This window comes from Lelliottia wanjuensis, assembly GCF_030238365.1.
Classification (GTDB): Bacteria; Pseudomonadota; Gammaproteobacteria; order Enterobacterales; family Enterobacteriaceae; genus Enterobacter; species Enterobacter wanjuensis.
The window spans coordinates 85,916-112,366 of sequence record NZ_JASSOT010000048.1 but is presented as its reverse complement, the minus strand read 5'-3'; the positions used below and the strand labels follow the sequence as shown (position 1 = coordinate 112,366).

Here is a 26,451-nt window from a genome sequence, read left to right as displayed (position 1 = left end):
TTTGCGCGGGCGGCGGGATGATTATTTGGCTACCGTGGAAGATCCATCGGCGTGCCATTGGAAGACACCAAATTCAAATCCCTTTAGATCGCCTTTCTCATCCCAGTTCAGCGGCCCAATCACGGTATCAGCGCCGTGTGCTTTCAAATCTTTGACTAAATCCAGCGGCTCTTTGCTGCCGGTACGTTCCAGGGCAGTCGCCAGAGACTGCACCGCCGCGTAGGTGATCCAGACGTACGGACCGCTCGGATCTTTCTTCTGCGCTTTGAGCGCCTCTACGATAGCTTTGTTCGCCGGTTCCTGGTCATAGCGTTTTGGCATCGTCACCAGCATGCCTTCGCCCGCATCGCCCGCGATGTTCGACAGGGACGCGTTACCCACGCCTTCCGGACCCATGAACTGGGTTTTCAGACCGGTCGCGCGCGCCTGGCGCAGCATCTGTCCCATCTCCGGGTAGTAGCCGCCGTAGTAGACGAAGTCGATATTCTCTTTTTGCAGACGGGCCAGCAGCGCGGAGAAATCTTTCTCACCGGCGGTGATGCCGTCGAAGAAGACCACGTTCGCGCCGCCTTTTTTCAGGCCGTCCTGGACGGAACGCGCCAGGCCTTCGCCGTACTGCTGTTTATCGTGAATGATCGCGATGCGCTGCGGCTTCACTTTCTCGAGGATGTACTTCGCGGCAGTCGGGCCCTGAGAGGAGTCCAGACCGGCGGTACGCATGATGTGCTGGTAGCCACGCTGCGTCAGCTCCGGGTTCGTCGCCCCAGGCGTGATCATCAGAATGCCTTCGTCTTCGTAGATATCGGAAGCAGGCTGAGTCGAGGACGAGCACAGGTGGCCGATCACGTACTGGATGCCGTCGTTAACGATTTTGTTGGCCACGGCGACGGCTTGTTTTGGATCGCAGGCGTCGTCGTATTCCACGCCAACCAGCTTATCCCCTTTGATGCCGCCTTTGGCGTTGATGTCTTTGATCGCCTGACGCGCGCCGTTGAACTCCATATCGCCCCACTGGGCAACCGGACCGGACATGGCACCGACGACGGCAACTTTTATGTCTTCCGCCATGGCTGCCTGCGAAATCGCTAATGCAACCATTCCCGCGATTAATGCTTTCGCGTTCCTTTTCATCTGTGAATCCCCATTCGTGACGTGATGTATATATTTTGTTTTATTATGGTTAAAAAGCATTCTGTACTTTTAATGAACAACGCTATTTTTACCAGTGCCTTTAATGGTTTAGCGCAGTTTTTTGCTAAAAACCAGACTAAAATCTCTATTTTTCAGGCGATTAAGCAAAGATAATATTCTGAAATCCGACAGAGATAAACAAATAAAAGTGCAGTTTGCAGCATAAAATAACGGTACAAAGCGCCGAATAAAACACTGCCTTTCAGGTTAAAATTCTGCTTAATTTTCGATCCATGCATTTTCGCACTGCACATCGCGCAGCTAAAAAAGTAATCACCTGGAGAATGGTTTAAAAAAGGGGAAGCCGCTGGCGAGATAAATTGAGTACACTGCCTTTATTCTTTCTGATTTGGACAAGCAGCTAATGAAACTGACCATCCTTCGTCTGGTGTCCTTTAGCGACCAGGATCATATCGACCTGGGCAAGATCTGGCCGGAATATTCCCCTTCCTCACTGGCCGTGGATGATATTCACCGTATCTATGCCGCCCGCTTTAACGAGCGTCTGCTGGGCGCGGTGCGCGTGACCCTGAGCGGCAGCGAAGGCGCGCTGGACTCCCTGCGTGTGCGCGAAATCACCCGCCGTCGCGGCGTCGGGCAATATCTGATTGAAGAGGTGATTCGCGACAACCCGGACGTCTCCTCCTGGTGGATGGCGGATGTCGGCGTGGAAGACCGCGCGGTGATGACCGCATTTATGCAGGCGCTGGGGTTTGTGGAGCGGGAGAGCGGCTGGCAGCGGCGTTAAAAAAAGCCGGGTGGCGGCTGCGCCTTACCCGGCCTACAAGTTCAACGCAAAACGGCAACCAAAGGTTGTAATGCTGGTCAGTTAAGCATCTGAGGTTATTCCGTTCACCTTATGTTCAGCAGAATATAATGGCGTCTTAACCTGTGAACGTGACAAGGGGGCTGCGCGGCCCCCTTGTCAATCCCCGCGCCCCGCCATGAAATCGGTGCTTCGCACTGCGCACACCTCCCGGCCCGCTGCCTGCGGGGACCCATACCGGTGCCACATTCAGACGGCTGTAAAGCTGGAGGGAGCGTGAGTCCGGCTGAAAATCGCCGAAGCGTTTCCTGGAGGCCGGGTCGAGGCGCAGGGAAGCGCCGAGAGGGTGCGACCTGCATGGATGCAGGATCGCGCCCGACCCGATAGCCGCAAGGAATAAGCTGAGGGCACCGCGAAGCGGCGATTTTCTTTGCCGGGAGCCGGGGTTGCCAGGGTGGTGGCGATTGAGCCACCCTGGCACGTTCACCGCAGAGTGATAGACCGGAAGCAGAGGAACGAAAGTGAACGGAACAATTCCACTGATGCCATAAAGGTCCTGGAGCAAGCAACATAATAAATTTAAATTCATTATGTTGCTTAACTGACTGGTATTAAAACCAAAGGTTGCCGTTTTTAGGCCCTCTCCCAAAGGGAGAGGGCCAGGGTGAGGGCATCAGACCGCACTTCCCGTAGGCCCGGATCGCTGCGCGCCACCGGGCATTTAATTACTTAGCGTCGGTCGCTGAACCATCCGCATGCCAGGTGAAGACACCGAACTCAAAGCCCTTCAGATCGCCCTTCTCATCCCAGGACAACGGCCCCATCACAGTATCGACAGAGTTCGCTTTCAGCCAGGTGGCAATCTCAGCCGGATCGGCTGACTGGTTCAGGCCCGCCTGCAGAGATTGCAGTGCCGCGTAGGTGGTCCACACGAACGCGCCGCTTGGATCCTGTTTCTTGGCTTTGATCGCATCCACAATCGGTTTGTTCGCCGGAACCTGATCGTAGTTCTTCGGCTTGGTCACCAGCATCCCTTCAGCCGATTCGCCCGCGATGTTAGACAGAGAAACGTTCGCCACGCCTTCCGGGCCCATGAACTGGGTTTTCAGACCGGCCGCGCGCGCCTGGCGCAGGATCTGGCCCATTTCCGGGTGGTAGCCGCCGTAGTAAACGAAATCGATATTCTCTTTCTTCAGACGCGCCACCAGGGTGGAGAAGTCTTTCTCACCGGCGGTGATCCCGTCGAAGAACACCACTTTCGCATTGGCTTTCTTCAGGCTGTCCTGCACGGAGCGCGCCAGGCCTTCGCCGTACTGCTGTTTGTCGTGAACAATCGCGATGCGCTGCGGTTTCACCTTCTCAAGAATGTATTTCGCTGCGGTTGGGCCCTGGTCAGAGTCCAGACCGGTGGTGCGCAGAATCAGTTTATAGCCGCGTGAGGTCAGCTCTGGCGCCGTCGCCGCCGGGGTGATCATCAGAATGCCTTCGTCTTCGTAGATATCAGACGCTGGCTGAGTGGAAGAGGAGCACAGGTGACCGATAACGTATTTGATCCCGTCGTTCACCACTTTGTTCGCCACCGCGACCGCTTGTTTCGGGTCACAGGCATCATCATATTTTACGATCTGCAGTTTTTCGCCTTTGATCCCGCCCTTGGCATTAATGTCTGCAACCGCTTGTTCTGCGCCGGTAAATTCCTGGTCGCCGTATTGCGCTACCGGACCGGACATCGCACCGACAACAGCCACTTTGATATCCGCCTGAGCCATAGTGCTGAATGCCAACGCGATACATCCTGCCAGTAACGCTTTACCCTTCATATTCATCCTGAGATTCCCCATTATTATGGTTATTACGATTGTTGTGATGTTGTTGTGTAGCGCTTTATTTCAATTATTGGTCTGCTGCTCGCGCTTTTTCAGCACACTCTGCTAAAACATACCCCATTTTTATGATTTTGGAATAGCTAATTTGAAATGTATATATGCTGAGCCCGGCACGCATTTGCGACCGGGCTTTGGCTTTATCGAGTCAGCGCCGCAGAGATGATATCCAGCGCTTTACGGAACTGCGCTTCGGGGATGGTGAGCGGATAGAGGAAGCGAATCACGTTGCCGTAGACGCCGCAACTGAGCAGCAATAGCCCTTCGGCCAGCGCGCGCTCCTGCACCTGGCGGGTGAATTCCGGCGAGGGTTGCCCGGTCTCAGGATCGTTGAACTCGACCGCGACCATCGACCCCTGTGCGCGGATATCGGCGATAAACGGGCAGCTGGACTGGGCTTTGCTCAGCACCTCAACCAGATGATGACCCAGGTGTGACGCGCGGGTGCAGAGATCTTCTTCGTCGATCACCTCCAGCACCGCCAACGCCGCCGCAATCGCCAGCGGATTCCCGGCGTAGGTGCCGCCGAGCCCGCCCGGCGCGGGGGCGTCCATCACTTCGGCGCGGCCCGATACCGCCGAGAGCGGCATCCCGCCCGCCAGACTTTTCGCCATGGTGATCAGATCTGGCTTCACGCAGTGATGCTCCATCGAAAACTGTTTGCCGGTACGGGCAAAGCCGGTCTGCACTTCGTCGGCGATGAGCAAAATACTGTGGGTGTCGCACAGGGCGCGCAGGCCCTGCATAAAATCAGGTGGGGCGACGTTAAAACCGCCCTCGCCCTGAACCGGTTCAAGGATGATGGCCGCCACCTGGTCCGGGGCGATATCGGCTTTAAAGATACGTTCGAGACTTTTCAGCGCGTCCTGCGAGCTCACGCCGTGCAGCGTATTGGGATATTGCGCGTGATAGACCGAGCCGGGGAACGGGCCAAAGCCGAGTTTGTACGGCGCCACTTTGCCGGTCAGCGCCATGGTCATAAAGGTGCGCCCGTGGAAGGCACCGCCGAAGGTGATAAGGCCCGGACGTTTGGTGTAAGCGCGGGCAATTTTGACTGCGTTTTCGACTGCTTCTGCGCCCGTCGAGAAGAAAGCCGTTTTGGCTGGTCCCTCAATTGGCACGCGGGCGTTGATACGCTCCGCGAGGGCGATGTAGCCTTCGTACGGCACAATCTGGTACGCCGTGTGGGTAAACGACTGGAGCTGTTTTTCGATGGCGGCGATCACTTTGGGATGGCGATGACCGGTGTTGAGCACCGCGATCCCGGCGGCGAAGTCGATCACCTCGTTACCTTCGACATCCCACAGCGTGGCGTTTTCCGCTTTATCGGCGTAGAAACCGCACATCACCCCGATGCCGCGCGGCGTGGCCTGCACACGCCGTTCATTTAACTCATTATTTTTCACCCTGTCCCCCTGAGAGATTCGCATGCGTAGCGCATCTGTAAGTGTTTGCCAGGGGGGAAGAATTCGCCAGAGCGGGTGATGAAAAAAGCGAGGTTGGGTGCGTTTTGCCGGATGGCGGCTGCGCCTTATCCGGCCTACAGGTTTTGAGGAGTATAAAAAGAACCAGTAGGCCCGATAAGCGAAGCGCCATCGGGCATCTGTGCCCGCACTTTGCCGGATGGCGGCTGCGCCTTATCCGGCCTACAGGTTTTGGGGAGTATAAAAAAAACCAGTAGGCCCGATAAGCGAAGCGCCATCGGGCATCTGTGCCCGCACTTTGCCGGATGGCGGCTGCGCCTTATCCGGCCTACGGTTTTGGGGAGTATAAAAAACAAAACCCCCAGACTTTCATCCAGGGGTTATCGGGATACTTCGCGAAAATTAGGCTTCGATAGCGGCGCGAAGTTTTTTCATGGCGTTCTTTTCAAGCTGACGCACACGCTCAGCGGAGACACCGTAGCGGTCGGCCAGTTCCTGCAGCGTGGACTTGTTGTCTTCGTCCAGCCAGCGGGCGCGGATAATCGCCTGGCTACGCTCGTCGAGACCTTCCATCGCGTGGGTGAGTTTGTTCGCGGCCTGATCTTCCCAGTTATCCTCTTCGATGCCGTCGGCAAAGTTAGAGGTTTTATCCTGCAGATACAGAACCGGTGCCATCGGCTGGCTATCCTGCGCATCGTCGTCAGAAGACATATCAAATGTCATATCCTGAGCGGCCATACGGGATTCCATCTCACGCACGTCTTTGCTGGATACACCCAGCTCACGCGCCACCATTTCGACTTCATCCTGGTTGAACCAGCCCAGACGCTGCTTGGCTTTACGCAGGTTGAAGAACAGTTTGCGCTGTGCTTTGGTCGTGGCGACTTTCACAATACGCCAGTTACGCAGGACGTATTCGTGAATTTCAGCTTTGATCCAATGAACGGCGAAGGAGACCAGTCGCACACCCACTTCCGGGTTGAAGCGACGTACAGCCTTCATCAGACCGATGTTGCCTTCCTGAATCAAGTCCGCCTGCGGCAGGCCGTAGCCCGAGTAATTACGAGCAACGTGAACAACAAAGCGCAGGTGAGACAGGATCAGCGTCTTAGCTGCTTCCAGATCGCCCTGGTAATGCAGCTTTTCAGCAAGCTCCTTTTCTTCCTCAGCCGTCAACATCGGCCAGGTGTTCGCAGCCCGGATATAAGATTCCAGGTTACCAACAGGGGCTAAAGCTAAAGTTTGCATTTCTTTGGTCATTCATTCCTCTCAATTTAGTGTCTTCTGGCGGTGGTTTGTCCCCATCAGGCAACAAGCATGCCAAAGCATTTGAGCAGTGAGACTAACATTCACATTTTTATCAGACCGTGATTTTATCCACAAGTTCCATGTAATGCTGTGAATAAATTACGCACAAATTGTGACATGGACTACTGATTGCGGGGGAGAGTCAACAGGGACTCTTTCCCTGCAGCGTGAAGTACTCAGTGCAGGGAAAGATTATACCAGAGATTTTTTACTGCGGGGTAAAGTGACGTAAATGTTGTACCGTCGCAAGCCAGGCGGCAACCCAGCCGATCATCGAGCAGACCAGCAGGAGCAACAGGCACTCATCGAAGCCTAACCCACTGATATCAAACTTAGTTCCGAAAACCTGTGCCACTTCAGTGACGGCAGACGAGAGCCGCATCACCAAAATTTCTGACAAAATCAGTGAAAGAAATGCGCCGGAAAAACCGAGCAATGCGCCGCCGTAGAGGAACGGTCGCAGGATGAATCCATCCGTCGCACCAATCAGCTTCTGTACGTTAATGCTGTCGCGACGGGCGAAGATACTCAGTCGCACGCTGTTACCGATGACGAGGAAGACCGCCGCCACCATCAGCACGCCGATCATCGCCGCTACGCGTCCTACCAGCCCGGTCAGGGAGGCGAGACGAGCAAACCAGCTGTCGTCCATGCGCACTTCATCAATCCCGTTGATGCGGGTGATGCGGTCGCGCAGGGTGTTAAGCGAATCGGTGCCCTGGAAATCCAGCTTCGGGATCACCACCGCCACGGCGGGCAGCGGGTTCTCTTCGAGCATATCCAGCGCGCCGCCAAACCCGGACCAGTTGCGGAACTCGCCCAGCGCTTCGTCGCGCGAGAGGTAGTTCACTTTCTCAACGCCCTGCTCCGACTGGAGTTGCCCCACCACCTGCGCGGCGGCGTTATCGTCCAGCGCCTTATCCAGATACACCGTAATCTGCGGTGACGGATAGTATTGCGAGGCCGCCTGGTTGACGTTTTTATAGACCATGTAGCAGACACTCGGCAGCGTCAGGGAGATGGCGATCACCATCACCGTCAGGAACGTCGCCAGCGGTTTGCTTTTCAGATCCTGCACCGCGCCGTGGAAGGCGTAGCGCACCTGTTCGTTAAAGACGTTGGTCTTACGGGAGTTCGGTTTTGGCGCCGCTTTGGCGCGCTTTGGCGCATTGCGGTTGCCATCCCCGCCGCCCTGCGGCTTGCGGAAACGGTCGAATCGGTTTCCGAACTGCCGAATCTGGTTGATTGCGTCGCGCTTATTCACCGTGGCCTCCGTGCAAATGACCGTCGCTCAGGGTCAGCATGCGGTACGAACGACGGGAGATAAGCCCGATGTCGTGCGTCGCCATCAGGACTGTCACCCCAACGCGGTTAAATTCCTCAAACAGACGCAGGATCCCTTCCGACAGCGCATCGTCCAGGTTACCGGTCGGTTCATCCGCCAGCAGAACGGCGGGTTTGTTCACCACCGCGCGAGCAATGCCCACGCGCTGCTGTTCACCGCCGGAGAGCTGGATCGGGAAGTTCTTCGCTTTGTCCAGCAGGCCAACTTTGTCCAGCGCCGCGGAAACGCGACGGCGGATATCATCATAGCTGGCACCCGCAATGATCAGCGGGATCGCCACGTTATCGAAGACGGTGCGATCCATCAGCAGGTGGTGATCCTGGAAAATCATGCCGATCTGGCGACGCAGGAACGGCACCTCACGGTTTTTCAGGCGGCTGATATCGTGGCCGCCAAAAAAGATGTTCCCGGCACTTGGCCGCTCGATCCCACAGATAAGCTTGAGCAGGGTACTTTTCCCCGCGCCGGAGTGGCCGGTCAGGAATGCCATCTCGCCTGGCTGCAGGTGGAATGTCACCCCCTGCAACGCTTGTCTCCCACCGAGATAGGCCTTGCTGACGTGTTCAAAGCGAATCATTGTTAGTCCTCTCGGGCAAATAGTGCCTCAATAAAGTCGTCCGATTTAAACGGACGCAAATCCTCGATACGTTCGCCGACACCGATATAGCGGATTGGGATGCCGAACTGATCCGCCACGGAGAAGATCACCCCACCCTTGGCGGTGCCGTCCAGTTTGGTCAGCGTAATCCCGGTCAGCCCGACCGCCTCATCGAACAGCTTCGCCTGGCTGATGGCGTTCTGTCCGGTGCTGGCGTCGATGGTCAGCATAATCTCATGCGGCGCGTCTTCGTCCAGCTTCTTCATGACGCGAACGATTTTCTTCAGCTCTTCCATCAGGTGCGATTTATTCTGCAAACGCCCTGCGGTATCGGCAATCAGCACGTCGATGTTTCGCGCCTTCGCGGCCTGAATGGCATCGAAGATCACTGACGCGGAATCCGCGCCGGTGTGCTGCGCAATCACTGGAATGTTGTTGCGCTGGCCCCAGACCTGCAGCTGCTCAACGGCGGCCGCACGGAAGGTATCCCCCGCCGCCAGCATCACCGATTTGCCCTGCTGCTCGAACTGACGCGCCAGCTTACCGATGGTGGTGGTTTTACCCACGCCGTTGACGCCGACCATCAGAATAACAAATGGCGTTTTGCCTTCAATATTAAGCGGTTCATCAACTTTTGCGAGAATTTCGCCCATCTCGTCTTTCAGCAGGCCGTACAGCGCCTCGGCGTCGCGCAGCTGTTTGCGGCTCGCGCTTTCGGTCAGCTTAGCGATAATTTTGCGCGTGGTTTCCACGCCGACGTCGGCAATCAGAAGCTGTTCTTCCAGCTCTTCAAACAGATCATCGTCGATTTTTTTGCCGCGGAACAGACTGATAAATCCGGAACCGAGGTTTTCTTTGGTTCTGACCAGGCTGCGTTTCAGGCGCGCGAAGAAACCTTCTTTGGTCGGTTTTTCCTGCTCCTGAACGATCTCTTCTGCCGGGGCCTCTGCTTCCGGCTCTTCGACCGGAACGACAATCACCGCGTCTTCGGCAGCCTCTGCGGCCAGCGCCTGAGCTTCGAGCTCTTCGTCGGTGATTTCGGGTTCGTTTTCCGCTTCTTCTTCGACGGCTTCCACGATTTCGACGGTTTCAGCTTCCGCCTGCCACTCTTCTGGCGCGATCGCTTCGGCTTTTACCTCTTCCGGCTGCGGTTTCTCGCTTTCCTGAACCTGTTCGGTGACTTCCACCACCTCTTCAGCAAAAGCTTCGGTCTCTTCTTTGCTGTGCGCGTGCGCTTCCGCTTCAACTACCGCGGCGGTTTCGACAGGGGTTTCAGGCTGCGACTGTTCTTCAACTGTCTGCTGCTCTTCGATTTTTTGTTCTGTGTCTTGCTCTTTTTCGCCGAAGCCCAGCCAGGAAAAGAAGCCACGTTTTTTTTGTTTTGCCATCTGCGACGACACTCCTCGCGGTGCTATATACATGGAAGCTATAAAAATGATGAAATAGTCTAACACTTTACCTAATTAACATCACCGCCTGGAATCGCAGGCCAATTGTTAGCAGAGCTTTCCTGAAATGAAGAAAACGAACCGCCCGGCCGGACAAATTCGCATTATCGGCGGCCAGTGGCGAGGCCGCAAACTGCCCGTCCCCGACAGCCCTGGGCTGCGCCCGACCACCGATCGCGTCCGGGAGACGCTGTTTAACTGGCTGGCGCCGTCAATGGTTGACGCTCGCTGCCTGGACTGTTTTGCCGGAAGCGGCGCACTGGGCCTCGAAGCGCTGTCGCGCTATGCCGCCAGCGCCACCCTGCTGGAGATGGATCGCAGCGTTTCCCAGCAGTTACAGCAAAATCTCACTACCCTGAAAGCGACCAATGCCAAAGTGGTGAACACCAACGCGCTGGCGTTTCTGGCGCAAAAGGGCACGCCGCACGACGTGGTGTTTATCGATCCGCCATTCCGCAAAGGGCTGCTGGAAGAGACGCTGACGCTGCTGGAGAACAACGGCTGGCTGGCGGATGACGCGCTGATTTATGTCGAGAGTGAAGTGGAAAATGGCTTACCGCCGGTTCCCGTTCACTGGGATCTGCACCGCGAACAGGTTGCCGGGCAGGTCGCTTACCGTTTGTATCACCGTGAAGTACAAGGAGAGCCTGATGCCAGTACTGATTAATTTTGGCCGTTTACTGATGCTGGGCGTCTGGGCATTTCTGATCCTGAACCTGGTCCACCCGTTCCCGCGTCCGATGAATATTTTCGTCAACGTGGCGCTGATTTTCACCGCCTTTATGCACGCCCTGCAGATGGTGATGCTGAAAAACGGCCTGCCGAAAGACGGACCGCCGATGACCGGCTGGCAGCAGCTGCGCGTCTTTATTTTTGGCGTGTTCGAGCTGCTGGTGTGGATGAAGAAGTTTAAGGCGCAGGCGAAGAAGTAAGGTGCGTGCATTTTTTGCCCGGTGGCGCTGCGCTTACCGGGCCTACGAGACCTGTAGGCCGGTGCAAGCGAAGCGCCGCCCGGCAAATCACGGCTCCGCCGTAAACCCCTCAAACCGCGACCCCTTGTAACTCAACACACCACGCTCCCCGACCGTCAGCTGATGGTACTGCTTCTCGTCGAGGCGAAACGTCATCTCCAGCCCGCCGCTCTGCGGCTTAAAGCTCGCCTCGTAGCGCATCGGCGTTCCCGCTGGCGTCACCTGCTGCTGACGTGAGCGGCGCTCATTGAGCGCTTTCTCGCGTTTATTACTCACCACCACGCGTTTTTGCAGCAGCGGCGCGGCGTCGTTATCGGCCTTTTCACGGCGCTGCTGCACAAAGCGGAACGAGGCGGCGATGACGATAATCGCCACCACGATCACGAAGAAAAGTGGCATTTTGCTCATTGTTGAATCCCATCAGATTTTGCGGAAATCAGGATACCCCGCCTTATCCGCCATTGCCAAACGCCTGCCCGCGTCACTACACTGAATCAGAGTGTTATTCAAAAATAACAGATACAGGGAGTTAATATGCTTTGGTCATTTATCGCTGTCTGTTTTTCCGCATGGCTTTATGTCGATGCGTCGTATCGCGGCCCTGCGTGGCAGCGCTGGCTGTTTAAACCGGTGACGCTGCTGCTCCTGCTGCTGCTCGGCTGGCAGGCACCGATGTTCAACGCCGTCTGCTATCTGGTGCTCGCGGGTCTGTGCGCCTCGTTGATTGGTGACGCGCTCACGCTGCTGCCACGCCAGCGCCTGCTGTATGCCATTGGGGCGTTTTTTCTCTCGCATCTGCTCTACACCATCTACTTCGCAAGCCAGATGACCCTCTCCTTCTTCTGGCCGTTACCGCTGATTTTACTGGTGATGGGCGCGCTGCTGGTGGCGGTGATCTGGACGCGGCTCGAAGAGATGCGCTGGCCGGTCTGTACCTTTATCGCCATGACGCTGGTGATGGTCTGGCTTGCGGGTGAGCTGTGGTTCTTCCGCCCAACGTCGCCTGCGATGTCGGCGTTCTTCGGTGCTGCGCTGCTGCTGATTGGCAACATCGTCTGGCTCGGGAGTCACTACCGTCGTCGCTTCCGCGCGGATAACGCCATCGCCTCCGCCTGCTACTTTGCCGGGCATTTCCTGATTGTGCGTTCGCTGTATATTTAATAGTGCTTGACTCTGGAGTCGACTCCAGAGTGTATGCTGCGGTTAATGAGAAAATTATCATTACCGGAGAGTGCCATGTCGACTCCAGAAACACCGAAAAAAGTGCCGCAATTTTCGGCACTCAAACTCAATCCCGTCCCCGCAAAAGACGACTGCTGCTGCGACAGCGGATGCGAAACCCAGGCTGCGCCCGTACTGCCTGAAAGCGGCGATCGCTACACCTGGATCGTCAACGGCATGGACTGCGCCGCTTGCGCCCGCAAAGTCGAAAATGCGGTGAAACAGGTGGCGGGCGTCAACCAGGTCCAGGTGCTGTTCGCCACCGAAAAACTGCTGGTCAGCGCCGATGCTGACGTCAGCAAGCAGGTTGAAGCGGCGGTGACCAAAGCCGGCTACTCCCTGCGTAGCGAACAGGAACCTGCCGAAAAAATCTCTCCCCTGCGGGAAAATCTGCCACTCATCACCCTGATTATCATGATGGCGCTCAGCTGGGCGCTGGAGCAGGTTAACCACCCGTTTGGCAATCTGGCGTTTATTGCCACCACGCTGGTTGGGCTGTTCCCCATCGCGCGCCAGGCTCTGCGTTTGATCAAAACCGGCAGCTGGTTCGCGATTGAAACCTTAATGAGCGTCGCGGCAATCGGCGCGCTGTTTATTGGCGCGACGGCAGAAGCGGCGATGGTGCTGCTCCTGTTCCTGATCGGCGAACGCCTTGAGGGCTGGGCGGCGAGCCGGGCACGCAAAGGGGTTAGCGCGTTAATGGCGCTGAAACCGGAAACTGCCACAGTGGTGGTGAATGGCGAACGCCAGACGGTCGCTATCACGGCGCTGCGTCCGGGTGATGTGATGGAGGTGGCCGCCGGGGGGCGTCTGCCTGCGGACGGGACGCTTCTCACCGCGACGGCCAGTTTCGACGAAAGCGCCCTGACCGGCGAATCGATTCCCGTTGAGCGCGAAACCGGCGAGAAAGTCCCCGCCGGAGCCACCAGCGTGGACCGTCTGGTGCAGCTCAAAGTGCTTTCCGAACCCGGCGACAGCGCCATTGACCGCATTCTGAAACTGATCGAAGAGGCCGAAGAGCGCCGCGCGCCCGTCGAGCGGTTTATCGATCGCTTCAGCCGCATCTACACGCCGGTGATTATGCTGATTGCCCTGTTGGTGGCGGTGGTTCCGCCGCTGCTGTTCAGCGCCCCGTGGGAGGCGTGGATCTATAAAGGGCTGACGCTGCTGCTGATCGGCTGTCCGTGTGCGCTGGTGATTTCAACGCCTGCGGCCATCACCTCGGGTCTGGCGGCGGCTGCACGACGCGGGGCGCTGATTAAAGGCGGTGCGGCGCTGGAACAGCTCAGCCAGGTTCAACAGATCGCCTTCGATAAAACCGGCACGCTGACCGTCGGCAAACCGCAGGTCACGGGCATTTATCCTGCCGATGACGCCCTGCTGGCGCTGGCCGCCGCCGTCGAGCAGGGTTCCACTCACCCGCTGGCGCAGGCAATAGTGCGTGAAGCGCAGTCGCGCGGGCTGACGATTCCAGAGGCCAGCGCGCAGCGAGCGCTGATGGGCTCAGGCATCGAAGCGGAAGTTGAGGGCAGCAAGGTGCTGATTTGCGCTGCCGATAAATTCCCGGCTGACGAGTTCAGCGCGCAGATCCGCGAGCTGGAGCAGGCCGGGCAGACGGTGGTCATCGTCGTGGTCGACGGCGTGGCAAAAGGGGTGCTGGCCCTGCGCGATACCCTGCGTGAAGATGCCAAAGAGGCCGTGGCGGCGCTGCATCAGCTGGGGATTCAGGGCGTGATCCTGACCGGGGATAACCCGCGCGCGGCGGCAGCGATTGCCAATGAGCTGGGTCTGGAGTTTAAGGCCGGGCTGTTGCCAGCGGATAAAGTACAGGCCGTGACGGGTCTGAACGCTCAGGCCCCGCTGGCGATGGTCGGCGACGGCATCAACGACGCTCCGGCGATGAAAGCCGCGACGATTGGGATTGCGATGGGCAGCGGGACCGACGTGGCGCTCGAAACTGCCGATGCGGCGCTGACGCACAACCGGTTAACCGGGCTCGCGCAGATGATTTCGCTGGCACGTGCGACGCGGGCCAATATTCGTCAGAACATCACGATTGCGCTGGGGCTGAAGGGGATTTTCCTGGTCACCACGCTGCTGGGGATCACGGGTCTGTGGCTGGCAGTATTAGCGGATACGGGGGCGACGGTGCTGGTGACGGCGAACGCGCTGCGGTTGTTGCGCCAGAGATGATAAACGCCGGGTGGAGGCTTCGCCTTACCCGGCCTACGTTTCCGTACCCTTGTATGCCGGGTTCACCCGGCAAACCACGACTACCCTTTGCGCACCAGGTACCGATACGGAAGGGAGCCCGTCTCTTGCGCCACCAGCTCATGTTCCATAAAGGTACAAAAACCGGGGATATCGCGGGTGGTCGCAGGATCGTCAGCAATGATCAGCAGCGTCTCGCCGGTCTGCATGTTGCGCACGGTTTTGCGCACCATCATCACCGGCTCCGGGCAGCGGAGGCCCTGCGCATCAAGGGTATGGTCGGGGCTGGAAAACAGGTCGGTCATCATCTTCTCGTTTACATCAAAAAAACGGCTGTAGTTTACGCCGCGTTTTCGGCAAAGCAAACCAGGTTAACGATTGCGCGAAAATTAGCCATTGCAATACGGACTGAAAGCAGTAATATGCGGCGGCTTAATTGGGTTCCCTCACCCCAAATATTAATTAAAAAGGTCACAATATGACGCAGTTCTCTCAATCGCAGCGCGTAAAAGCGTTGTTCTGGCTATCGCTATTCCATCTGCTGGTGATCACTTCCAGTAACTATCTGGTGCAGTTGCCGATCTCCATTTTTGGTTTCCATACCACCTGGGGCGCATTCAGCTTCCCGTTTATCTTCCTCGCGACCGATCTGACCGTGCGTATCTTTGGCGCGCCGTTGGCCCGACGCATTATCTTTGCGGTGATGCTGCCTGCGCTGTTCGTCTCGTACGTCATCTCTTCCCTGTTCTACATGGGAAGCTGGCAGGGCTTTGAGGCGCTGACGCACTTCAACCTGTTTGTCGCCCGTATCGCTGCCGCCAGCTTTATGGCCTACGCCCTGGGGCAGATCCTCGACGTTCACGTCTTTAACCGTCTGCGACAGAACCACCGCTGGTGGATGGCACCGACGGCGTCGACGCTGTTCGGCAACGTCAGCGACACCCTGGCCTTCTTCTTCATCGCCTTCTGGCGCAGCCCGGATGCCTTTATGGCCGCCCACTGGATGGAAATCGCGCTGGTGGACTACTGCTTCAAAGTGCTGATCAGCATTGTCTTCTTCCTGCCGATGTACGGCGTGCTGCTGAATATGCTACTGAAAAGGCTGGCGGATAAATCTGAAATCTCGGCATTGCAGGCAGGTTAAAGGTTCGGTTTATCAGTTGTGATAAGATGGATGAATGAGCCGTTATGGCCGTTTATCGAAAGGAATAAGTTAATGCGCAATCTGGTTAAATATGTCGGGATTGGCCTGCTGGTAGTGGGTCTGGCGGCCTGTGATAACAGCGATACGAAGACCCCTGCTCAGGGTGCGTCCGCGGAAAGTAATGCCACCGGACAGCCGGTTAATCTGATGGATGGCAAACTCAGCTTCTCTCTGCCAGCGGATATGACCGATCAGAGCGGCAAGCTGGGCACCCAGGCGAACAACATGCACGTCTATTCCGATGCCACCGGGCAGAAAGCGGTCATCGTGATTGTCGGTGACGACACCAATGAAGATCTGGCGGTGCTGACCAAGCGTCTGGAAGATCAACAGCGTAGCCGCGATCCGCAGCTGCAGGTGGTGACCAACAAGTCCATCGAACTGAAAGGCCACACCCTGCAACAGCTGGACAGCATTATCTCTGCCAAAGGCCAGACCGCTTACTCTTCCGTGGTGCTCGGCAAAGTGGACGGCAAACTGCTGACCATGCAAATCACCCTGCCAGCTGACGATCAGCAGAAAGCGCAGACCGCCGCAGAAAACATCATCAATACCCTCGTGATTCAGTAATTTTCATCACGATTCAACGGCCTCCGTCGCTTGCGCCGGGGGCCGTTTTTTTAAGCGCCAGGTCAGCAGGAACGCAACGCCCACCAGCCCCGCCGCCGCAAGATAGATAACCGGAACGCCCGCGTAGGCCATCAACAGCCCGGCCAGTGGCCCGGTCACTCCCAGCGACATATCCATAAACACCGTGTAAGTCGCCAGCGCCGAACCCTGATTCTGCTGCGGCACCGCTTTCACCGCCACCACGCCCAGCGCGGGGAAGACCAGCGAGAAACCCGCGCCCGCGAGGAATACGCCGATCTTCGCCACCCACGGCTCACCCGCAATGCCCGTCAGCAGCAGGCCGACAATCTCCACGCTAAAGCAGATCATCGCCACGTTCAGCCCGCCAAGGCGGTTGATACCGTTCGGGAACAGCAGGCGCGCGCCGACGAAGGCGCAGCTAAACAGCGTCAGGGCGAACGCCGCACCGTCCCAGCCTTTGGCGTCGTAAAACAGGGTGATGAAGGTGGCGATCACGCCAAAACCGGCGGATGCCAGGGCCAGCGCCATGCCGTAAGGCCAGACGCGCCCGAGCACTGCGCGAAACGGCAGCGGCTTGCCTTTGCTGGCTTTCACCTTCGGTCGTGGGAGCGCGAGTAAAATCGCCATCAGCGCGACGACCATAATAGTGATCGCCAGTCCGTGCAGCCCACCCCACGCATAGCACACCACACCCAGCGGCGCGCCGAGGGCCATCGCGCCGTAGGTGACAATCCCGTTCCACGAAATCACACGCCCGATATGCGGCGTGCCGACCACGCCTACGCCCCACAGCGTCGAGCCGGTCCCCGCCAGACTTTGCCCGATGCCTAAAATCACACGCCCCAGACACAGCAGCGCCAGGCTGAGCAGCGGCCAGCCGCTGGTGGTCGCCGCCAGAAGATAGCTCAGACCGCTGAGGAAACAGCCGCACAACCCCACGACCACGATACTTTTCGGGCCAAACAGATCCGCATAACGCCCTGACTGCGGGCGACTCAGCAGGGTGGCGAAATATTGCAGGCTAATCACCAGCCCCGCCCAGAAGGCGCTGAATCCCATCACGTCATGGACGTAACCGGGCAACACCGCGAGCGGCAGGCCAATGGTGAGATAGCTGGCGAAGTTAAACATCACAACAGAAACAATGCGCAGATTGAGGCGCAATCCGCTCAGTGCCGGTTCGGCGGCAGGGTCGGGCATGAGGTTCTACCTGGTATTTTGCAACAGTGTTTCACTATTACCACGTCATGCGGCGAAAAGCAGCAGCGACTTTCAGATTAACGGCGTCAAACGCAGCGGTCCCTACGCACTACACTTAACGGGCACACAACATAAGGAATCAGCATGACAACCCCCCAGCCCGACAAGACGGGCCTGCACATATTATTAAAACTCGCCTGTCTGGTGGTGATCCTCGCCGGTATTCACGCGGCGGCGGATATTATCGTTCAGCTGTTGCTGGCGCTCTTTTTCGCCATTGTTCTTAATCCGTTAGTCACCTGGTTTATCCGTCGCGGCGTGCGTCGCCCTGTCGCCATCACCATTGTGGTGCTGGTGATGCTGGTGGTCCTCACCGCCCTGTTCGGCGTGCTGGCGGCATCGCTGAGCGAATTCTCCACCCTGCTGCCGAAATACAATAAAGAGCTGACGCGCAAGATTGTCGATCTGCAGGAGATGTTGCCGTTCCTTAACCTGCATATCTCGCCTGAACGCATGCTCAAGCGCATGGATTCAGAGAAAGTGATGACCTTCGCCACCACGCTGATGACCGGGCTTTCCGGCGCGATGGCCAGCATTTTGCTGCTGGTGATGACGGTAGTGTTTATGCTGTTCGAGGTGCGCCACGTGCCGTACAAACTGCGCTTCGCCCTCAACAATCCACAGATTCACATTGCTGGCCTGCACCGGGCGCTGAAGGGTGTTTCCCACTATCTGGCGCTGAAAACCTTACTCAGCCTCTGGACCGGGGCGATTATCTGGCTCGGGCTGTCGCTTATGGGCGTTCAGTTCGCGCTGATGTGGGGCGTACTGGCGTTTCTGCTCAACTACGTGCCCAACATCGGCGCGGTGCTTTCCGCCGTGCCGCCGATGATTCAGGCGTTTCTTTTCAATGGCTTTTATGAATGTATGCTGGTGGGCGCATTATTCCTGGTCGTTCACATGGTGCTCGGAAATATCGTCGAGCCGCGTATGATGGGCCATCGCCTGGGAATGTCGACCATGGTGGTCTTTTTGTCATTGTTAATATGGGGATGGCTATTGGGACCTGTGGGTATGCTGCTTTCAGTACCGCTGACCAGCGTGTGTAAAATATGGATGGAGACCACTAAAGGCGGCGGAAAACTGGCCATCCTGCTCGGGCCAGGGCGACCGAAAAGTCGGCTTCCGGGGTAACAATTTTCTCGTAAACCTACCCAACGAGGTAGGTTTACGGACTTCATCAGATCTATAAACTCTGTGCCGATTTTTTTAGAATCGGCATAATTGTTGTTTTTAAGTGAATATTTTCTTAGCAAAGCCGATAACAAAAGCGTTGTCTACATTGCCAGCGCGTTAATTAAAGTTAAATTGGCAATGTCAAAAAATAAATAATGCAAAAATGATATTTACCGCAATGGTTAAAATTTGCCTTAAGAATTATATTGCGTAAATATCGTGGACGAGATCACTATTATTGATACGGAGTTGTTGATGAAGAAGATTGTTAAATGGTGTGCGGCTTTTGCCATTATGGGTGCGCTGGCAGGCTGTGCGCGTACTGCCCCGGTGGATCAGGTTCACTCTACCGTTAGCGCGGGCCATTCTGCGGAACAGGTGAAGTCTGCCATTCTGAAAGCGGGCCTTCAGCGTGACTGGATCATGACTGAAGTCAGCCCTGGCGTCATTAAAGGCCGCCTGCAGGCACGCGACCACAGCGCCGAAGTTCGCATCCCTTACACGGCCACAAGCTATTCAATTAATTACGAAAACAGCCTCAACTTGAAAGCCAGCGACGGTAAAATTCACAAAAATTACAACCGTTGGGTTCGTAATCTCGACAAAGATATTCAGCTGAATCTCGCCAGAAGCGCCGCGCAGTAAAATTGCCTAAAGTCGGGCCGCTATCGGCCCGATAATGTATTCCTCAACCCCGCGAAAGGTTACGCAATAATGTACGAAACGGACTCGCTCAGCGCGCTGGATGCCATTACAGAAGCACAACGTATTGCTTTTGCTCCGATGTTGTTTCAAACCGCGCTTTGTTTGCGTAACTCTGGCGTTCTGGCCTGGCTCGATAAACAAGGGAAACAGGGCGCACGCCTTGAAGACATTGTCGAGAACAGTACCCTGAATGAATACGCTGTCAGCGTTTTGCTGGATATGGGATTAAGCGGACGGATCGTTACCCATAAAGAGGGACATTACTATCTGGCAAAAGTGGGACATTTTCTCCTGCACGATGCGATGACCCGCGTAAATATGGATTTTACCCAGGACGTTTGTTATCAGGGATTATTCCACCTCTCCGATTCCCTAAAACATGAAAAACCCGCGGGATTATCGGTATTTGGCGAATGGCCGACCATCTATCCCGCATTGTCGCAATTACCTGTGCAGGCAAAAGAGAGTTGGTTTGCGTTTGATCATTACTATTCTGACGCTGCTTTTGATGCCGCTTTGCCATATATATTCGCAAGCAAGCCGACAAAATTGTACGATGTAGGCGGTAATACAGGCAAATGGGCTTTACGCTGCTGCCGGTATGATGAAAATGTCGCCGTTACCCTCCTCGACCTCCCGCAGCAAATAGCGTTGGCGCAGGAAAATATCGCAAATGCAGGATTATCTCATCGCATTGGGTTCCATGCTGTCGATATGCTTAGCAACGCGGCGCTGCCGGGCGAAGCAGACGTATGGTGGATGAGTCAGTTCCTCGACTGCTTCTCTCCCGATCAGATTGTCACCATGCTGAGCAACGTGGCGCAGGTCATGAAGCCCGGCGCGCGGTTATGCATTATGGAACTGTTCTGGGATGCCCAGAAATTCGAAGCGGCCTCGTTTAGCCTCAATGCGACCTCGCTCTATTTCACCTGTATGGCGAATGGCAACAGCCGCTTTTATAGCGTCGAGAAATTTTATCACTACCTGGAACAGGCCGGTTTCCACGTAGAGCAACGACTGGACAATTTAGGCCTGGGTCATACCTTACTGATTTGTCAGAAAAAAGAACAATAAATTCGGTGAAATACCTGAGGGTTCACGCCGTTATTTGATGACGATAGATCGCGGACGCGCGTAGATGAAATTTGCACTTAACATTATCGACTGGCAGGCCAGAGCGCCTGGTCTCAGTGATGCCGATCAATGGCAGGCGTGGTCACGCGATTCGCTCGCCATTGATCCCACTGCGCCACAGGCAAAACTCACGGATTTGCCGATGATGACCGCGCGCCGCCTCAACTCGGGCAGCAAACTGGCCGTCGATTGCGGCCTGTCCATGCTGCGAAAGCATGCCATCGACGCGGTGGTTTACACCAGCCGCCACGGCGAACTGGAGCGCAACTACCGCATTCTGCATGCCCTGGCGACGGATCAGGCCGTGTCACCCACCGATTTTGCCATGTCCGTGCACAACTCAGCGGTGGGGAATCTCACCATCGCCGCGCGTCAGCCGATTGTCTCCTCTTCTCTCTCTGCCGGGCTGGATACTTTCCAGCAGGGCCTGTGCGAAGTGCTGTGCCTGCTGCAGGCGGGCTATTCCCGCGTGCTGCTGGTCGATTTCGACGGGGCGCTGCCGGTGTTTTACCACCCGCACTTACCCGCGCAAATGCCGACCTGGCCCTATGCGCTGGCTGTCGTTATCGAAGCCGGTGATACGCTGCGCTGCGAAACCCGTTCTGGCAGTACTGGCGAAGAGCCGCCGCTGCCGCAAAGCCTGATGTTCCTGCAACGCTATCTGAGCGACGAGCCGCAGTTTGTGGTCTCCGGCGAACGCCTGCTCTGGCAGTGGTCGCGCGCATGAACGCGTTAGCCAGCAGTATGAATCGGGTGTGGCGTCTGGTCATGACCGGCTTCTGCTTCGCGCTGTTTGGCGTGGGCGGTCTGCTGCTGTCGCTGGTCTGGTTCAACCTGCTGCTGATGGTTCAGCGCGATCGCGCCAAACGCCGCCGCCTGGCGCGCCGCAGTATTTCCGCCAGCTTCCGTTTCTTCATGAACGTGATGCGCCTGACGGGCGTACTCGATTACCGCATTGATAATCTCGACGCCCTGCGCAGCGAACGCGGCTGTCTGGTGATCGCCAACCATCCCACGCTGATTGATTACGTGATCCTCGCCTCAGTGATGCCGGAAACGGACTGCCTGGTGAAAAGCGCCCTGCTGCGTAACCCCTTCGTCAGCGGCGTGATTCGCGCGGCGGATTATCTGATCAACAGCGAAGCAGACACCCTGCTCGCCGCCAGCCAGCGCCGTCTGGCGCAGGGCGATACCTTACTCATTTTCCCCGAAGGCACGCGCACCCGCATCGGGGAGGCCATGACGCTGCAACGCGGCGCGGCCAATATCGCCGTGCGCTGCGGCAGCGACCTGCGGGTCGTGGTGATCCACTGCAGCGAACACCTGCTCGATAAAAAAAGCCGCTGGTACGACGTACCGCCGCGCAAACCCTTTTTCACGGTCGACGTCCGTGAGCGGGTCAATATTCACGATTTTTACGATGCGACAGAACAAGAACCGGCCCTGGCCGCGCGCCAGCTAAACCGGCACCTGCAGCATCGCTTAACATCAGGTCTTCAATCTTTGTCAGGAATTAATGATGCAAGCGCTTTATCTTGAAATTAAAAATCTTATTATCTCCACGCTGAATCTGGACGAACTGACCGCCGACGATATCGATACGGATGCGGCGCTGTTTGGTGATGGTCTGGGCCTCGATTCCATCGACGCGCTGGAGCTTGGCCTGGCCGTGAAAAACCAGTATGGCGTCGTGCTATCCGCGGAAAGCGAAGAGATGCGTCAGCACTTCTATTCCGTCGCCACGCTGGCATCATTTATCCATGCCCAACGCGCCTGAGAACGAATTTGCTATGACAGAACAAAACGCCATTTATCAGGAAGTCTGCGGGCTCCTGACCAAACTGTTTGAAATCGAACCGGACGCGATCTCCCCCGAGGCGCGCCTGTACGAAGATCTGGAGCTGGACAGCATCGACGCCGTCGACATGATTGTTCATCTGCAGAAGAAAACAGGTAAAAAAATCAAACCTGAAACCTTCAAATCGGTGCGTACCGTTCAGGACGTGGTGGACGCTGTCGAACAGCTTCTGCGCGAAGAGTAAGACGCCATGCGTGGCGGACGATCTTTTCCGGCCATCCCGCTGCTGACGGGGCTGATGCTGCTCGCCTGGCCATTTCTGATTGGCTTCGGGCTGACGCACAACAGTCTGCACTGGCTGCTGCCGCTGATGGCGCTGCTGCTGGTCTGCCGTCTGCGCCAGGCGCGGCATAACGCCGGGCCGATGCGCTTTGTGGTGCAAAGCGTGGCGCTGGCGGGCATTGCACTGTGCACAGCGAGCTACCTGCTGAAAGCGCACCAGTGGCTGCTGCTCTATCCCGTGGTGGTGAATCTGGTGATGCTGGCCGTGTTCGGCGGATCGCTGTGGACGGCGATGCCGCTGGTCGAGCGTCTGGCGCGCCTGCGCGATCCCCAGTTGCCGCCAGAAGGCGTTCGCTATACCCGCAATGTGACCCGCGTGTGGTGCGGCTTTTTCATCGTTAATGGTTCGGTGGCACTGTTCACCGTTATTCACGGTGATATGCAGCTTTGGACGCTGTGGAACGGCATGATCGCGTACATCCTGATGGGGACGCTGATGGCGACGGAGTGGCTGGTGCGTCAACGGGTGATGAAAAAAAGTGAAGCACATGAATAAACCCCTGCCGCTAAGCCAGTGGCTGAATGCGCCGCGTCCGGATGAGACGCCGATCGCCTGGCTTGAGGATCACACCTGGACGCTCGGGCAGCTTCGTCACGACGTCTCCAATCTGACAAGCATGCTTATCCAGCAGGAAGGCGAGCGCTGGGCGCTGTGCTTCGAAAACAGCTATCTGTTTATCGTCGCCCTGCTCTCAACGCTGCATGCAGGCAAGACGCCGGTGATCCCCGGCCACAGCCGCGTCTCGCTGCTTGAAGAACAGCGCGCGCTGTTCAGCGGCGTGCTGAGCGATCAAACCCTGAACTATCCGGGCCGCCTGATTGTGGTGAATTCCGCCCGCCGCACGAGTGACGCCTTCACCCCGCTGCCGCCGATTGCCGACGACAGTTTTGTCGAGCTGTTCACCTCCGGCTCAACCGGTGCACCGCGACGTATCGTGAAACCTATCGCCCGGCTCGATCGCGAAGCCACTCTGCTTGCCGAGCGCTTTGGCACGCGTCTGACGGGCTGCAGTATCGTCGCCTCCGTAGTACCGCAGCATTTGTACGGCCTGACTTTCCGCATCTTTTTACCCATGTCGCAAGGATTGCCGCTCCACGCGGCGATGCTCTATTACGCCGAACAGCTGGCGGCGCTGCCCGATGATCGGCGCTACGTGTTTATCAGCAGCCCGGCGTTTCTGAAGCGGCTCGATACCCAGCTCGCGCCGCCCCCCGTGGTGATGTTGCTCTCCGCCGGTGGCATGCTGCCGTGGGACGAAGTGACCGCCACGCATCGCTGGATGAACGTCTGGCCGGATGAAATCTACGGCAGCACCGAGACCGGCATTCTGGCCTGGCGACATCGTCAGGAGGAGTCGATTCCATGGCTCCCGTTCCCCGGCGTGCATTTCCGTCATGAAGGCGAGATCTGCCACGTGACTTCTCCGCTGATCCATGAGCCGGACGGCTTACCGCTGGACGATATTCTGCACTTCGACAGCAACGGGATGTTCAGCATCGCCGGACGCCGTGGGCGAGTGGTTAAAATCGAAGAGAAGCGCGTATCGCTCAACGAAATTGAACAGCGCCTGCTGGAGCTGGACGGCATTCGCGAAGTCGCGGCCCTGCCCGTCACGCGCGGCGGGCGTCAGGGGATCGGCGTACTGCTGGTTCTGAACGATGACGCGCGTCAGCGACTCAACCAACAGGGCAACAAAGCGCAGGAGTTTGCCTGGCGTCGTGCCCTGCTGCCGTGGCTTGAGCCCGTCGCCGTGCCGCGCTACTGGCGGATTATCGATGAGATGCCCGTCAACAGTATGAACAAGCGTGTCTATGCGCAGTTACAGGAGTTATTTCATGAAAATCCATGAAATCGAGCGCCACCAGCCGCAGCCAGAGGATCTGGAGATTGTCCTGCATCTCGACCCTGCGTTGTTCTGGTTCCAGGGACATTTTGCCGTGCAGCCGCTGCTGCCGGGCGTCGCGCAGCTCGACTGGGTGATGCACTACGCCACTACGCTGCTGGCCCCCGACTACCGTTTTCACAGCATTCAGAACGTGAAGTTCCAGGCACCCCTGCTGCCGGACACCACCGTGACCCTGACGCTCAGCTGGAACGCCGAACGCCAGATCCTCACCTTTAGCTATCAGCGTCACGACGGCGACGAGCGCCACACCGCCAGCAGCGGGAAGATTCGGTTATGTCGCTGACGTTCCGCCCCTGCGTGCTGATCCCCTGCTACAACCACGGCGCGATGATGGCGAGCGTGCTGTCGCGGCTGGGATCGTGCGGGCTGCCGTGTCTGATCGTTGATGACGGCAGCGACGAGCCCACCCGACTGGAGCTGGAACGCCTGGCAGCTGAATTTCCGCAGGTGACGCTGATCCGCCTGCCCCAAAATGCCGGGAAAGGCACGGCGGTGATCCGTGGCCTGCAAGCCTCCGCCCGCGCCGGGTTTACTCACGCCGTGCAGGTGGATGCCGACGGCCAGCACGCCATCGAAGATATTCCGCAGCTACTGGCTCTGGCCGAACGCCACCCGGAGGCACTGATCTCCGGCCAGCCGATTTATGACGACTCGATCCCCCGCTCGCGCCTGTATGGCCGCTGGGTCACCCACGTCTGGGTGTGGATCGAAACCCTTTCCCTGCAGCTGAAAGACAGCATGTGCGGGTTTCGCGTTTACCCCGTCGCACCGACGCTGAAACTGGCGGAACACGCTACGCTCGGCAAGCGGATGGATTTTGATACGGAAGTGATGGTCCGCCTCTACTGGCAGGGCAACGACAGCTATTTTGTGCCGACGCGGGTGACCTATCCCCACGACGGCCTGTCCCATTTCGACGCCCTGAAAGACAACGTGCGCATCTCCCTGATGCACACCCGCCTGTTCTTCGGCATGCTGCCGCGGATCCCTTCGCTTCTGATGCGGCGGCGTCGTGAGCACTGGGCTGAGCAGAAGGAAGTGAAAGGACTGTGGGGGATGCGCCTGATGCTGCGCGTCTGGCAGCTGTTCGGACGTCGCGCATTTTGCCTGCTGCTATGGCCGGTGATCGGCGTTTACTGGCTCACCGCCCGCCCGGCGCGACAGGCGTCGCAGCAGTGGCTGGCGCGCGTGGCTGATGAGCTCAAGACGCAGCAGCGCCCGCTGCCGCCGCGCTTTAACAGTTTTTTCCACTTCATGCGTTTCGGCTATTCAATGCTGGATAAAGTCGCGGGCTGGCGCGGCGAGCTGAAGATGAACCGGGATGTCGTTTTCGCGCCGGGCGCTCCTGAGGCGCTCAACGTCGACGCCCCTCAGGGCAAGCTGCTGCTGGCCTCGCACCTCGGCGACGTCGAAGCCTGCCGCGCGCTGGCCCAGATCGAAGGCAGCAAGACCATCAACGCGCTGGTGTTTAGCGACAATGCCCAGCGCTTTAAGCAGATTATGCAGGAGATGGCCCCGCAGGCCGGGCTGAACCTGATGCCCGTCACCGATATCGGGCCGGACACCGCTATCGCCCTGAAAGAGAAGCTCGATCGCGGCGAGTGGGTGGCGATCGTCGGCGATCGTATCGCCGTCAATCCTCAGCGCGGCGGCGAATGGCGCGTGATCTGGAGTGAGTTTCTCGGCAAGCCCGCCCCGTTCCCGCAAGGGCCGTTTATCCTCGCCTCGATTTTGCGCTGCCCGGTGGTGCTGATTTTCGCCCTGCGCCAGCAGGACAAGCTGCACATTCACTGCGAGTCCTTTGCCGATCCGCTGCTTCTGCCGCGCGGCGAGCGCCAGCAGGCGCTCCAGCACGCTATCGATCGCTATGCCCAACGCCTCGAGCACTACGCGCTGATGTCGCCGCTCGACTGGTTTAATTTTTTCGATTTCTGGCATCTGCCGGATGCCAAAGAGAAGGAGTAAAGG

28 protein-coding genes are annotated in these 26,451 nt (G+C 57.4%); 18 read left to right on the top strand and 10 right to left on the bottom strand.

From position 1 onward, the window contains the following. Nucleotides 1–21: 21 nt before the first annotated feature. Complete coding sequence (gene livK, locus QQF33_RS04705) at nt 22–1,131, bottom strand: high-affinity branched-chain amino acid ABC transporter substrate-binding protein LivK (protein WP_285155405.1); 1,110 nt, start codon at nt 1,129–1,131, stop codon at nt 22–24. A gap of 424 nt (nt 1,132–1,555) precedes the next feature. Between livK and panM the strand changes: the two genes are divergently transcribed. Continuing rightward, nucleotides 1,556–1,939 carry an aspartate 1-decarboxylase autocleavage activator PanM gene (gene panM / locus QQF33_RS04700; protein ID WP_285146132.1) on the top strand — a complete coding sequence of 128 codons (384 nt, stop codon included), beginning with the start codon at nt 1,556–1,558 and terminating at the stop codon, nt 1,937–1,939. Nucleotides 1,940–2,682: 743 nt separating this feature from the next. Here the strand turns inward: panM and livJ are convergent. The 6 genes from livJ to ftsY all read right to left on the bottom strand — a co-directional run bounded on the left by livJ (nt 2,683) and on the right by ftsY (nt 9,903). Further along, the gene (gene livJ / locus QQF33_RS04695; RefSeq protein ID WP_282493565.1) at nt 2,683–3,783 is read right to left on the bottom strand and encodes a branched chain amino acid ABC transporter substrate-binding protein LivJ; all 1,101 of its coding nucleotides are present in this window, start codon (nt 3,781–3,783) and stop codon (nt 2,683–2,685) included. A 197-nt stretch (nt 3,784–3,980) separates the two neighbouring features. Beyond that, a complete protein-coding gene (locus tag QQF33_RS04690) occupies nt 3,981–5,246 on the bottom strand; it encodes a 4-aminobutyrate--2-oxoglutarate transaminase (protein ID WP_285157465.1) in 1,266 nt (421 codons plus the stop codon). Between the two features lie 420 nt (nt 5,247–5,666). Then, nucleotides 5,667–6,524 (bottom strand): RNA polymerase sigma factor RpoH, encoded by an 858-nt coding sequence (gene rpoH, locus QQF33_RS04685; RefSeq protein WP_059180334.1) that lies wholly within the window; start codon nt 6,522–6,524, stop codon nt 5,667–5,669. Between the two features lie 256 nt (nt 6,525–6,780). Continuing rightward, nucleotides 6,781–7,836 (bottom strand): permease-like cell division protein FtsX, encoded by a 1,056-nt coding sequence (ftsX, locus tag QQF33_RS04680; RefSeq protein WP_282493567.1) that lies wholly within the window; start codon nt 7,834–7,836, stop codon nt 6,781–6,783. Then, on the bottom strand, nt 7,829–8,494 hold the full coding sequence (gene ftsE, locus QQF33_RS04675; RefSeq protein WP_282493568.1) for a cell division ATP-binding protein FtsE: 666 nt from the start codon (nt 8,492–8,494) through the stop codon (nt 7,829–7,831). Before ftsE ends, ftsX begins: the two co-directional genes overlap by 8 nt. Nucleotides 8,495–8,496: 2 nt before the next feature. After that, nucleotides 8,497–9,903, bottom strand: a complete 1,407-nt coding sequence (ftsY, locus tag QQF33_RS04670) for a signal recognition particle-docking protein FtsY (protein WP_285149960.1) — start codon at nt 9,901–9,903, stop codon at nt 8,497–8,499. 127 nt (nt 9,904–10,030) lie between these two features. Between ftsY and rsmD the strand changes: the two genes are divergently transcribed. Then, complete coding sequence (gene rsmD, locus QQF33_RS04665; RefSeq protein ID WP_285149959.1) at nt 10,031–10,630, top strand: 16S rRNA (guanine(966)-N(2))-methyltransferase; 600 nt, start codon at nt 10,031–10,033, stop codon at nt 10,628–10,630. Beyond that, nucleotides 10,614–10,895, top strand: coding sequence for a DUF1145 family protein (locus QQF33_RS04660; RefSeq protein WP_282493571.1), 282 nt, complete (start codon nt 10,614–10,616; stop codon nt 10,893–10,895). The genes rsmD and QQF33_RS04660 overlap by 17 nt, the downstream gene beginning before the upstream one ends. Before the next feature lie 87 nt (nt 10,896–10,982). On the opposite strand, the gene QQF33_RS04655 is transcribed toward QQF33_RS04660, so the two are convergent. After that, nucleotides 10,983–11,342 (bottom strand): DUF2500 domain-containing protein, encoded by a 360-nt coding sequence (locus QQF33_RS04655; RefSeq protein WP_285157464.1) that lies wholly within the window; start codon nt 11,340–11,342, stop codon nt 10,983–10,985. 126 nt (nt 11,343–11,468) lie between these two features. Here QQF33_RS04655 and QQF33_RS04650 point away from each other — a divergent pair, with 126 nt between their 5' ends. Next, nucleotides 11,469–12,095, top strand: a complete 627-nt coding sequence (locus tag QQF33_RS04650; RefSeq protein WP_282493573.1) for a lysoplasmalogenase — start codon at nt 11,469–11,471, stop codon at nt 12,093–12,095. A 75-nt stretch (nt 12,096–12,170) separates the two neighbouring features. Further along, entirely contained in the window at nt 12,171–14,348 is a 2,178-nt protein-coding gene (gene zntA / locus QQF33_RS04645; protein WP_285157463.1) for a Zn(II)/Cd(II)/Pb(II) translocating P-type ATPase ZntA, read from the top strand. An 80-nt stretch (nt 14,349–14,428) separates the two neighbouring features. Here the strand turns inward: zntA and tusA are convergent, their stop codons facing one another. Next, nucleotides 14,429–14,671: a sulfurtransferase TusA gene (tusA, locus tag QQF33_RS04640; RefSeq protein ID WP_282493618.1), complete on the bottom strand. Its 243-nt coding sequence runs from the start codon at nt 14,669–14,671 to the stop codon at nt 14,429–14,431. A 173-nt stretch (nt 14,672–14,844) separates the two neighbouring features. Between tusA and QQF33_RS04635 the strand changes: the two genes are divergently transcribed. Both QQF33_RS04635 and QQF33_RS04630 read left to right on the top strand, forming a co-directional pair. Next, on the top strand, nt 14,845–15,510 hold the full coding sequence (locus QQF33_RS04635) for a 7-cyano-7-deazaguanine/7-aminomethyl-7-deazaguanine transporter (protein WP_285146124.1): 666 nt from the start codon (nt 14,845–14,847) through the stop codon (nt 15,508–15,510). A 72-nt stretch (nt 15,511–15,582) separates the two neighbouring features. Continuing rightward, nucleotides 15,583–16,140, top strand: coding sequence for a DcrB family lipoprotein (locus tag QQF33_RS04630; RefSeq protein ID WP_282493576.1), 558 nt, complete (start codon nt 15,583–15,585; stop codon nt 16,138–16,140). Nucleotides 16,141–16,146: 6 nt separating this feature from the next. On the opposite strand, the gene QQF33_RS04625 is transcribed toward QQF33_RS04630, so the two are convergent. Beyond that, nucleotides 16,147–17,361, bottom strand: coding sequence for an MFS transporter (locus QQF33_RS04625; RefSeq protein WP_285146123.1), 1,215 nt, complete (start codon nt 17,359–17,361; stop codon nt 16,147–16,149). Nucleotides 17,362–17,505: 144 nt separating this feature from the next. Here QQF33_RS04625 and QQF33_RS04620 point away from each other — a divergent pair, with 144 nt between their 5' ends. From QQF33_RS04620 to QQF33_RS04570, 11 genes are all read left to right on the top strand, one after another. Next, entirely contained in the window at nt 17,506–18,555 is a 1,050-nt protein-coding gene (locus QQF33_RS04620) for an AI-2E family transporter (RefSeq protein ID WP_282493578.1), read from the top strand. A gap of 297 nt (nt 18,556–18,852) precedes the next feature. Further along, nucleotides 18,853–19,242, top strand: a complete 390-nt coding sequence (locus QQF33_RS04615; RefSeq protein WP_100780797.1) for a hypothetical protein — start codon at nt 18,853–18,855, stop codon at nt 19,240–19,242. A gap of 69 nt (nt 19,243–19,311) precedes the next feature. Beyond that, entirely contained in the window at nt 19,312–20,376 is a 1,065-nt protein-coding gene (locus QQF33_RS04610) for a class I SAM-dependent methyltransferase (protein WP_285146121.1), read from the top strand. Nucleotides 20,377–20,440: 64 nt separating this feature from the next. Beyond that, nucleotides 20,441–21,163, top strand: coding sequence for a beta-ketoacyl synthase chain length factor (locus QQF33_RS04605; RefSeq protein WP_285157462.1), 723 nt, complete (start codon nt 20,441–20,443; stop codon nt 21,161–21,163). Continuing rightward, nucleotides 21,160–21,975 (top strand): lysophospholipid acyltransferase family protein, encoded by an 816-nt coding sequence (locus QQF33_RS04600; protein ID WP_282493582.1) that lies wholly within the window; start codon nt 21,160–21,162, stop codon nt 21,973–21,975. The genes QQF33_RS04605 and QQF33_RS04600 overlap by 4 nt, the downstream gene beginning before the upstream one ends. Further along, nucleotides 21,956–22,213, top strand: a complete 258-nt coding sequence (locus QQF33_RS04595) for a phosphopantetheine-binding protein (protein ID WP_095283784.1) — start codon at nt 21,956–21,958, stop codon at nt 22,211–22,213. The genes QQF33_RS04600 and QQF33_RS04595 overlap by 20 nt, the downstream gene beginning before the upstream one ends. Nucleotides 22,214–22,226: 13 nt before the next feature. Beyond that, nucleotides 22,227–22,478 (top strand): acyl carrier protein, encoded by a 252-nt coding sequence (locus tag QQF33_RS04590; RefSeq protein ID WP_100780796.1) that lies wholly within the window; start codon nt 22,227–22,229, stop codon nt 22,476–22,478. A 6-nt stretch (nt 22,479–22,484) separates the two neighbouring features. Next, nucleotides 22,485–23,072, top strand: coding sequence for a COG4648 family protein (locus tag QQF33_RS04585; protein WP_282493583.1), 588 nt, complete (start codon nt 22,485–22,487; stop codon nt 23,070–23,072). Next, nucleotides 23,065–24,426 carry a class I adenylate-forming enzyme family protein gene (locus QQF33_RS04580; protein WP_285157461.1) on the top strand — a complete coding sequence of 454 codons (1,362 nt, stop codon included), beginning with the start codon at nt 23,065–23,067 and terminating at the stop codon, nt 24,424–24,426. The genes QQF33_RS04585 and QQF33_RS04580 overlap by 8 nt, the downstream gene beginning before the upstream one ends. Continuing rightward, nucleotides 24,413–24,766, top strand: a complete 354-nt coding sequence (locus tag QQF33_RS04575) for an ApeI family dehydratase (RefSeq protein WP_285157460.1) — start codon at nt 24,413–24,415, stop codon at nt 24,764–24,766. Before QQF33_RS04580 ends, QQF33_RS04575 begins: the two co-directional genes overlap by 14 nt. Next, nucleotides 24,757–26,448 carry a glycosyltransferase family 2 protein gene (locus QQF33_RS04570; protein WP_285157459.1) on the top strand — a complete coding sequence of 564 codons (1,692 nt, stop codon included), beginning with the start codon at nt 24,757–24,759 and terminating at the stop codon, nt 26,446–26,448. The genes QQF33_RS04575 and QQF33_RS04570 overlap by 10 nt, the downstream gene beginning before the upstream one ends. Nucleotides 26,449–26,451: the final 3 nt, after the last annotated feature.

Excerpts from the sequence above, each read along its gene's own strand:
- QQF33_RS04600 (WP_282493582.1), top strand. The coding sequence starts at position 21,160 with ATGAACGCGTTAGCCAGCAGTATGAATCGGGTGTGGCGTCTGGTCATG.
- ftsY (WP_285149960.1), bottom strand. The coding sequence starts at position 9,903 with ATGGCAAAACAAAAAAAACGTGGCTTCTTTTCCTGGCTGGGCTTCGGC.
- QQF33_RS04630 (WP_282493576.1), top strand. The coding sequence starts at position 15,583 with ATGCGCAATCTGGTTAAATATGTCGGGATTGGCCTGCTGGTAGTGGGT.
- zntA (WP_285157463.1), top strand. The coding sequence starts at position 12,171 with ATGTCGACTCCAGAAACACCGAAAAAAGTGCCGCAATTTTCGGCACTC.
- QQF33_RS04635 (WP_285146124.1), top strand. The coding sequence starts at position 14,845 with ATGACGCAGTTCTCTCAATCGCAGCGCGTAAAAGCGTTGTTCTGGCTA.
- QQF33_RS04575 (WP_285157460.1), top strand. The coding sequence starts at position 24,413 with ATGAAAATCCATGAAATCGAGCGCCACCAGCCGCAGCCAGAGGATCTG.
- QQF33_RS04620 (WP_282493578.1), top strand. The coding sequence starts at position 17,506 with ATGACAACCCCCCAGCCCGACAAGACGGGCCTGCACATATTATTAAAA.
- QQF33_RS04650 (WP_282493573.1), top strand. The coding sequence starts at position 11,469 with ATGCTTTGGTCATTTATCGCTGTCTGTTTTTCCGCATGGCTTTATGTC.
- panM (WP_285146132.1), top strand. The coding sequence starts at position 1,556 with ATGAAACTGACCATCCTTCGTCTGGTGTCCTTTAGCGACCAGGATCAT.
- QQF33_RS04625 (WP_285146123.1), bottom strand. The coding sequence starts at position 17,361 with ATGCCCGACCCTGCCGCCGAACCGGCACTGAGCGGATTGCGCCTCAAT.
- QQF33_RS04610 (WP_285146121.1), top strand. The coding sequence starts at position 19,312 with ATGTACGAAACGGACTCGCTCAGCGCGCTGGATGCCATTACAGAAGCA.
- rpoH (WP_059180334.1), bottom strand. The coding sequence starts at position 6,524 with ATGACCAAAGAAATGCAAACTTTAGCTTTAGCCCCTGTTGGTAACCTG.
- QQF33_RS04595 (WP_095283784.1), top strand. The coding sequence starts at position 21,956 with ATGCAAGCGCTTTATCTTGAAATTAAAAATCTTATTATCTCCACGCTG.
- tusA (WP_282493618.1), bottom strand. The coding sequence starts at position 14,671 with ATGACCGACCTGTTTTCCAGCCCCGACCATACCCTTGATGCGCAGGGC.
- QQF33_RS04580 (WP_285157461.1), top strand. The coding sequence starts at position 23,065 with ATGAATAAACCCCTGCCGCTAAGCCAGTGGCTGAATGCGCCGCGTCCG.
- QQF33_RS04660 (WP_282493571.1), top strand. The coding sequence starts at position 10,614 with ATGCCAGTACTGATTAATTTTGGCCGTTTACTGATGCTGGGCGTCTGG.
- QQF33_RS04570 (WP_285157459.1), top strand. The coding sequence starts at position 24,757 with ATGTCGCTGACGTTCCGCCCCTGCGTGCTGATCCCCTGCTACAACCAC.
- QQF33_RS04585 (WP_282493583.1), top strand. The coding sequence starts at position 22,485 with ATGCGTGGCGGACGATCTTTTCCGGCCATCCCGCTGCTGACGGGGCTG.
- QQF33_RS04615 (WP_100780797.1), top strand. The coding sequence starts at position 18,853 with ATGAAGAAGATTGTTAAATGGTGTGCGGCTTTTGCCATTATGGGTGCG.
- ftsE (WP_282493568.1), bottom strand. The coding sequence starts at position 8,494 with ATGATTCGCTTTGAACACGTCAGCAAGGCCTATCTCGGTGGGAGACAA.
- livK (WP_285155405.1), bottom strand. The coding sequence starts at position 1,131 with ATGAAAAGGAACGCGAAAGCATTAATCGCGGGAATGGTTGCATTAGCG.
- QQF33_RS04605 (WP_285157462.1), top strand. The coding sequence starts at position 20,441 with ATGAAATTTGCACTTAACATTATCGACTGGCAGGCCAGAGCGCCTGGT.
- QQF33_RS04590 (WP_100780796.1), top strand. The coding sequence starts at position 22,227 with ATGACAGAACAAAACGCCATTTATCAGGAAGTCTGCGGGCTCCTGACC.
- livJ (WP_282493565.1), bottom strand. The coding sequence starts at position 3,783 with ATGAATATGAAGGGTAAAGCGTTACTGGCAGGATGTATCGCGTTGGCA.
- QQF33_RS04655 (WP_285157464.1), bottom strand. The coding sequence starts at position 11,342 with ATGAGCAAAATGCCACTTTTCTTCGTGATCGTGGTGGCGATTATCGTC.
- rsmD (WP_285149959.1), top strand. The coding sequence starts at position 10,031 with ATGAAGAAAACGAACCGCCCGGCCGGACAAATTCGCATTATCGGCGGC.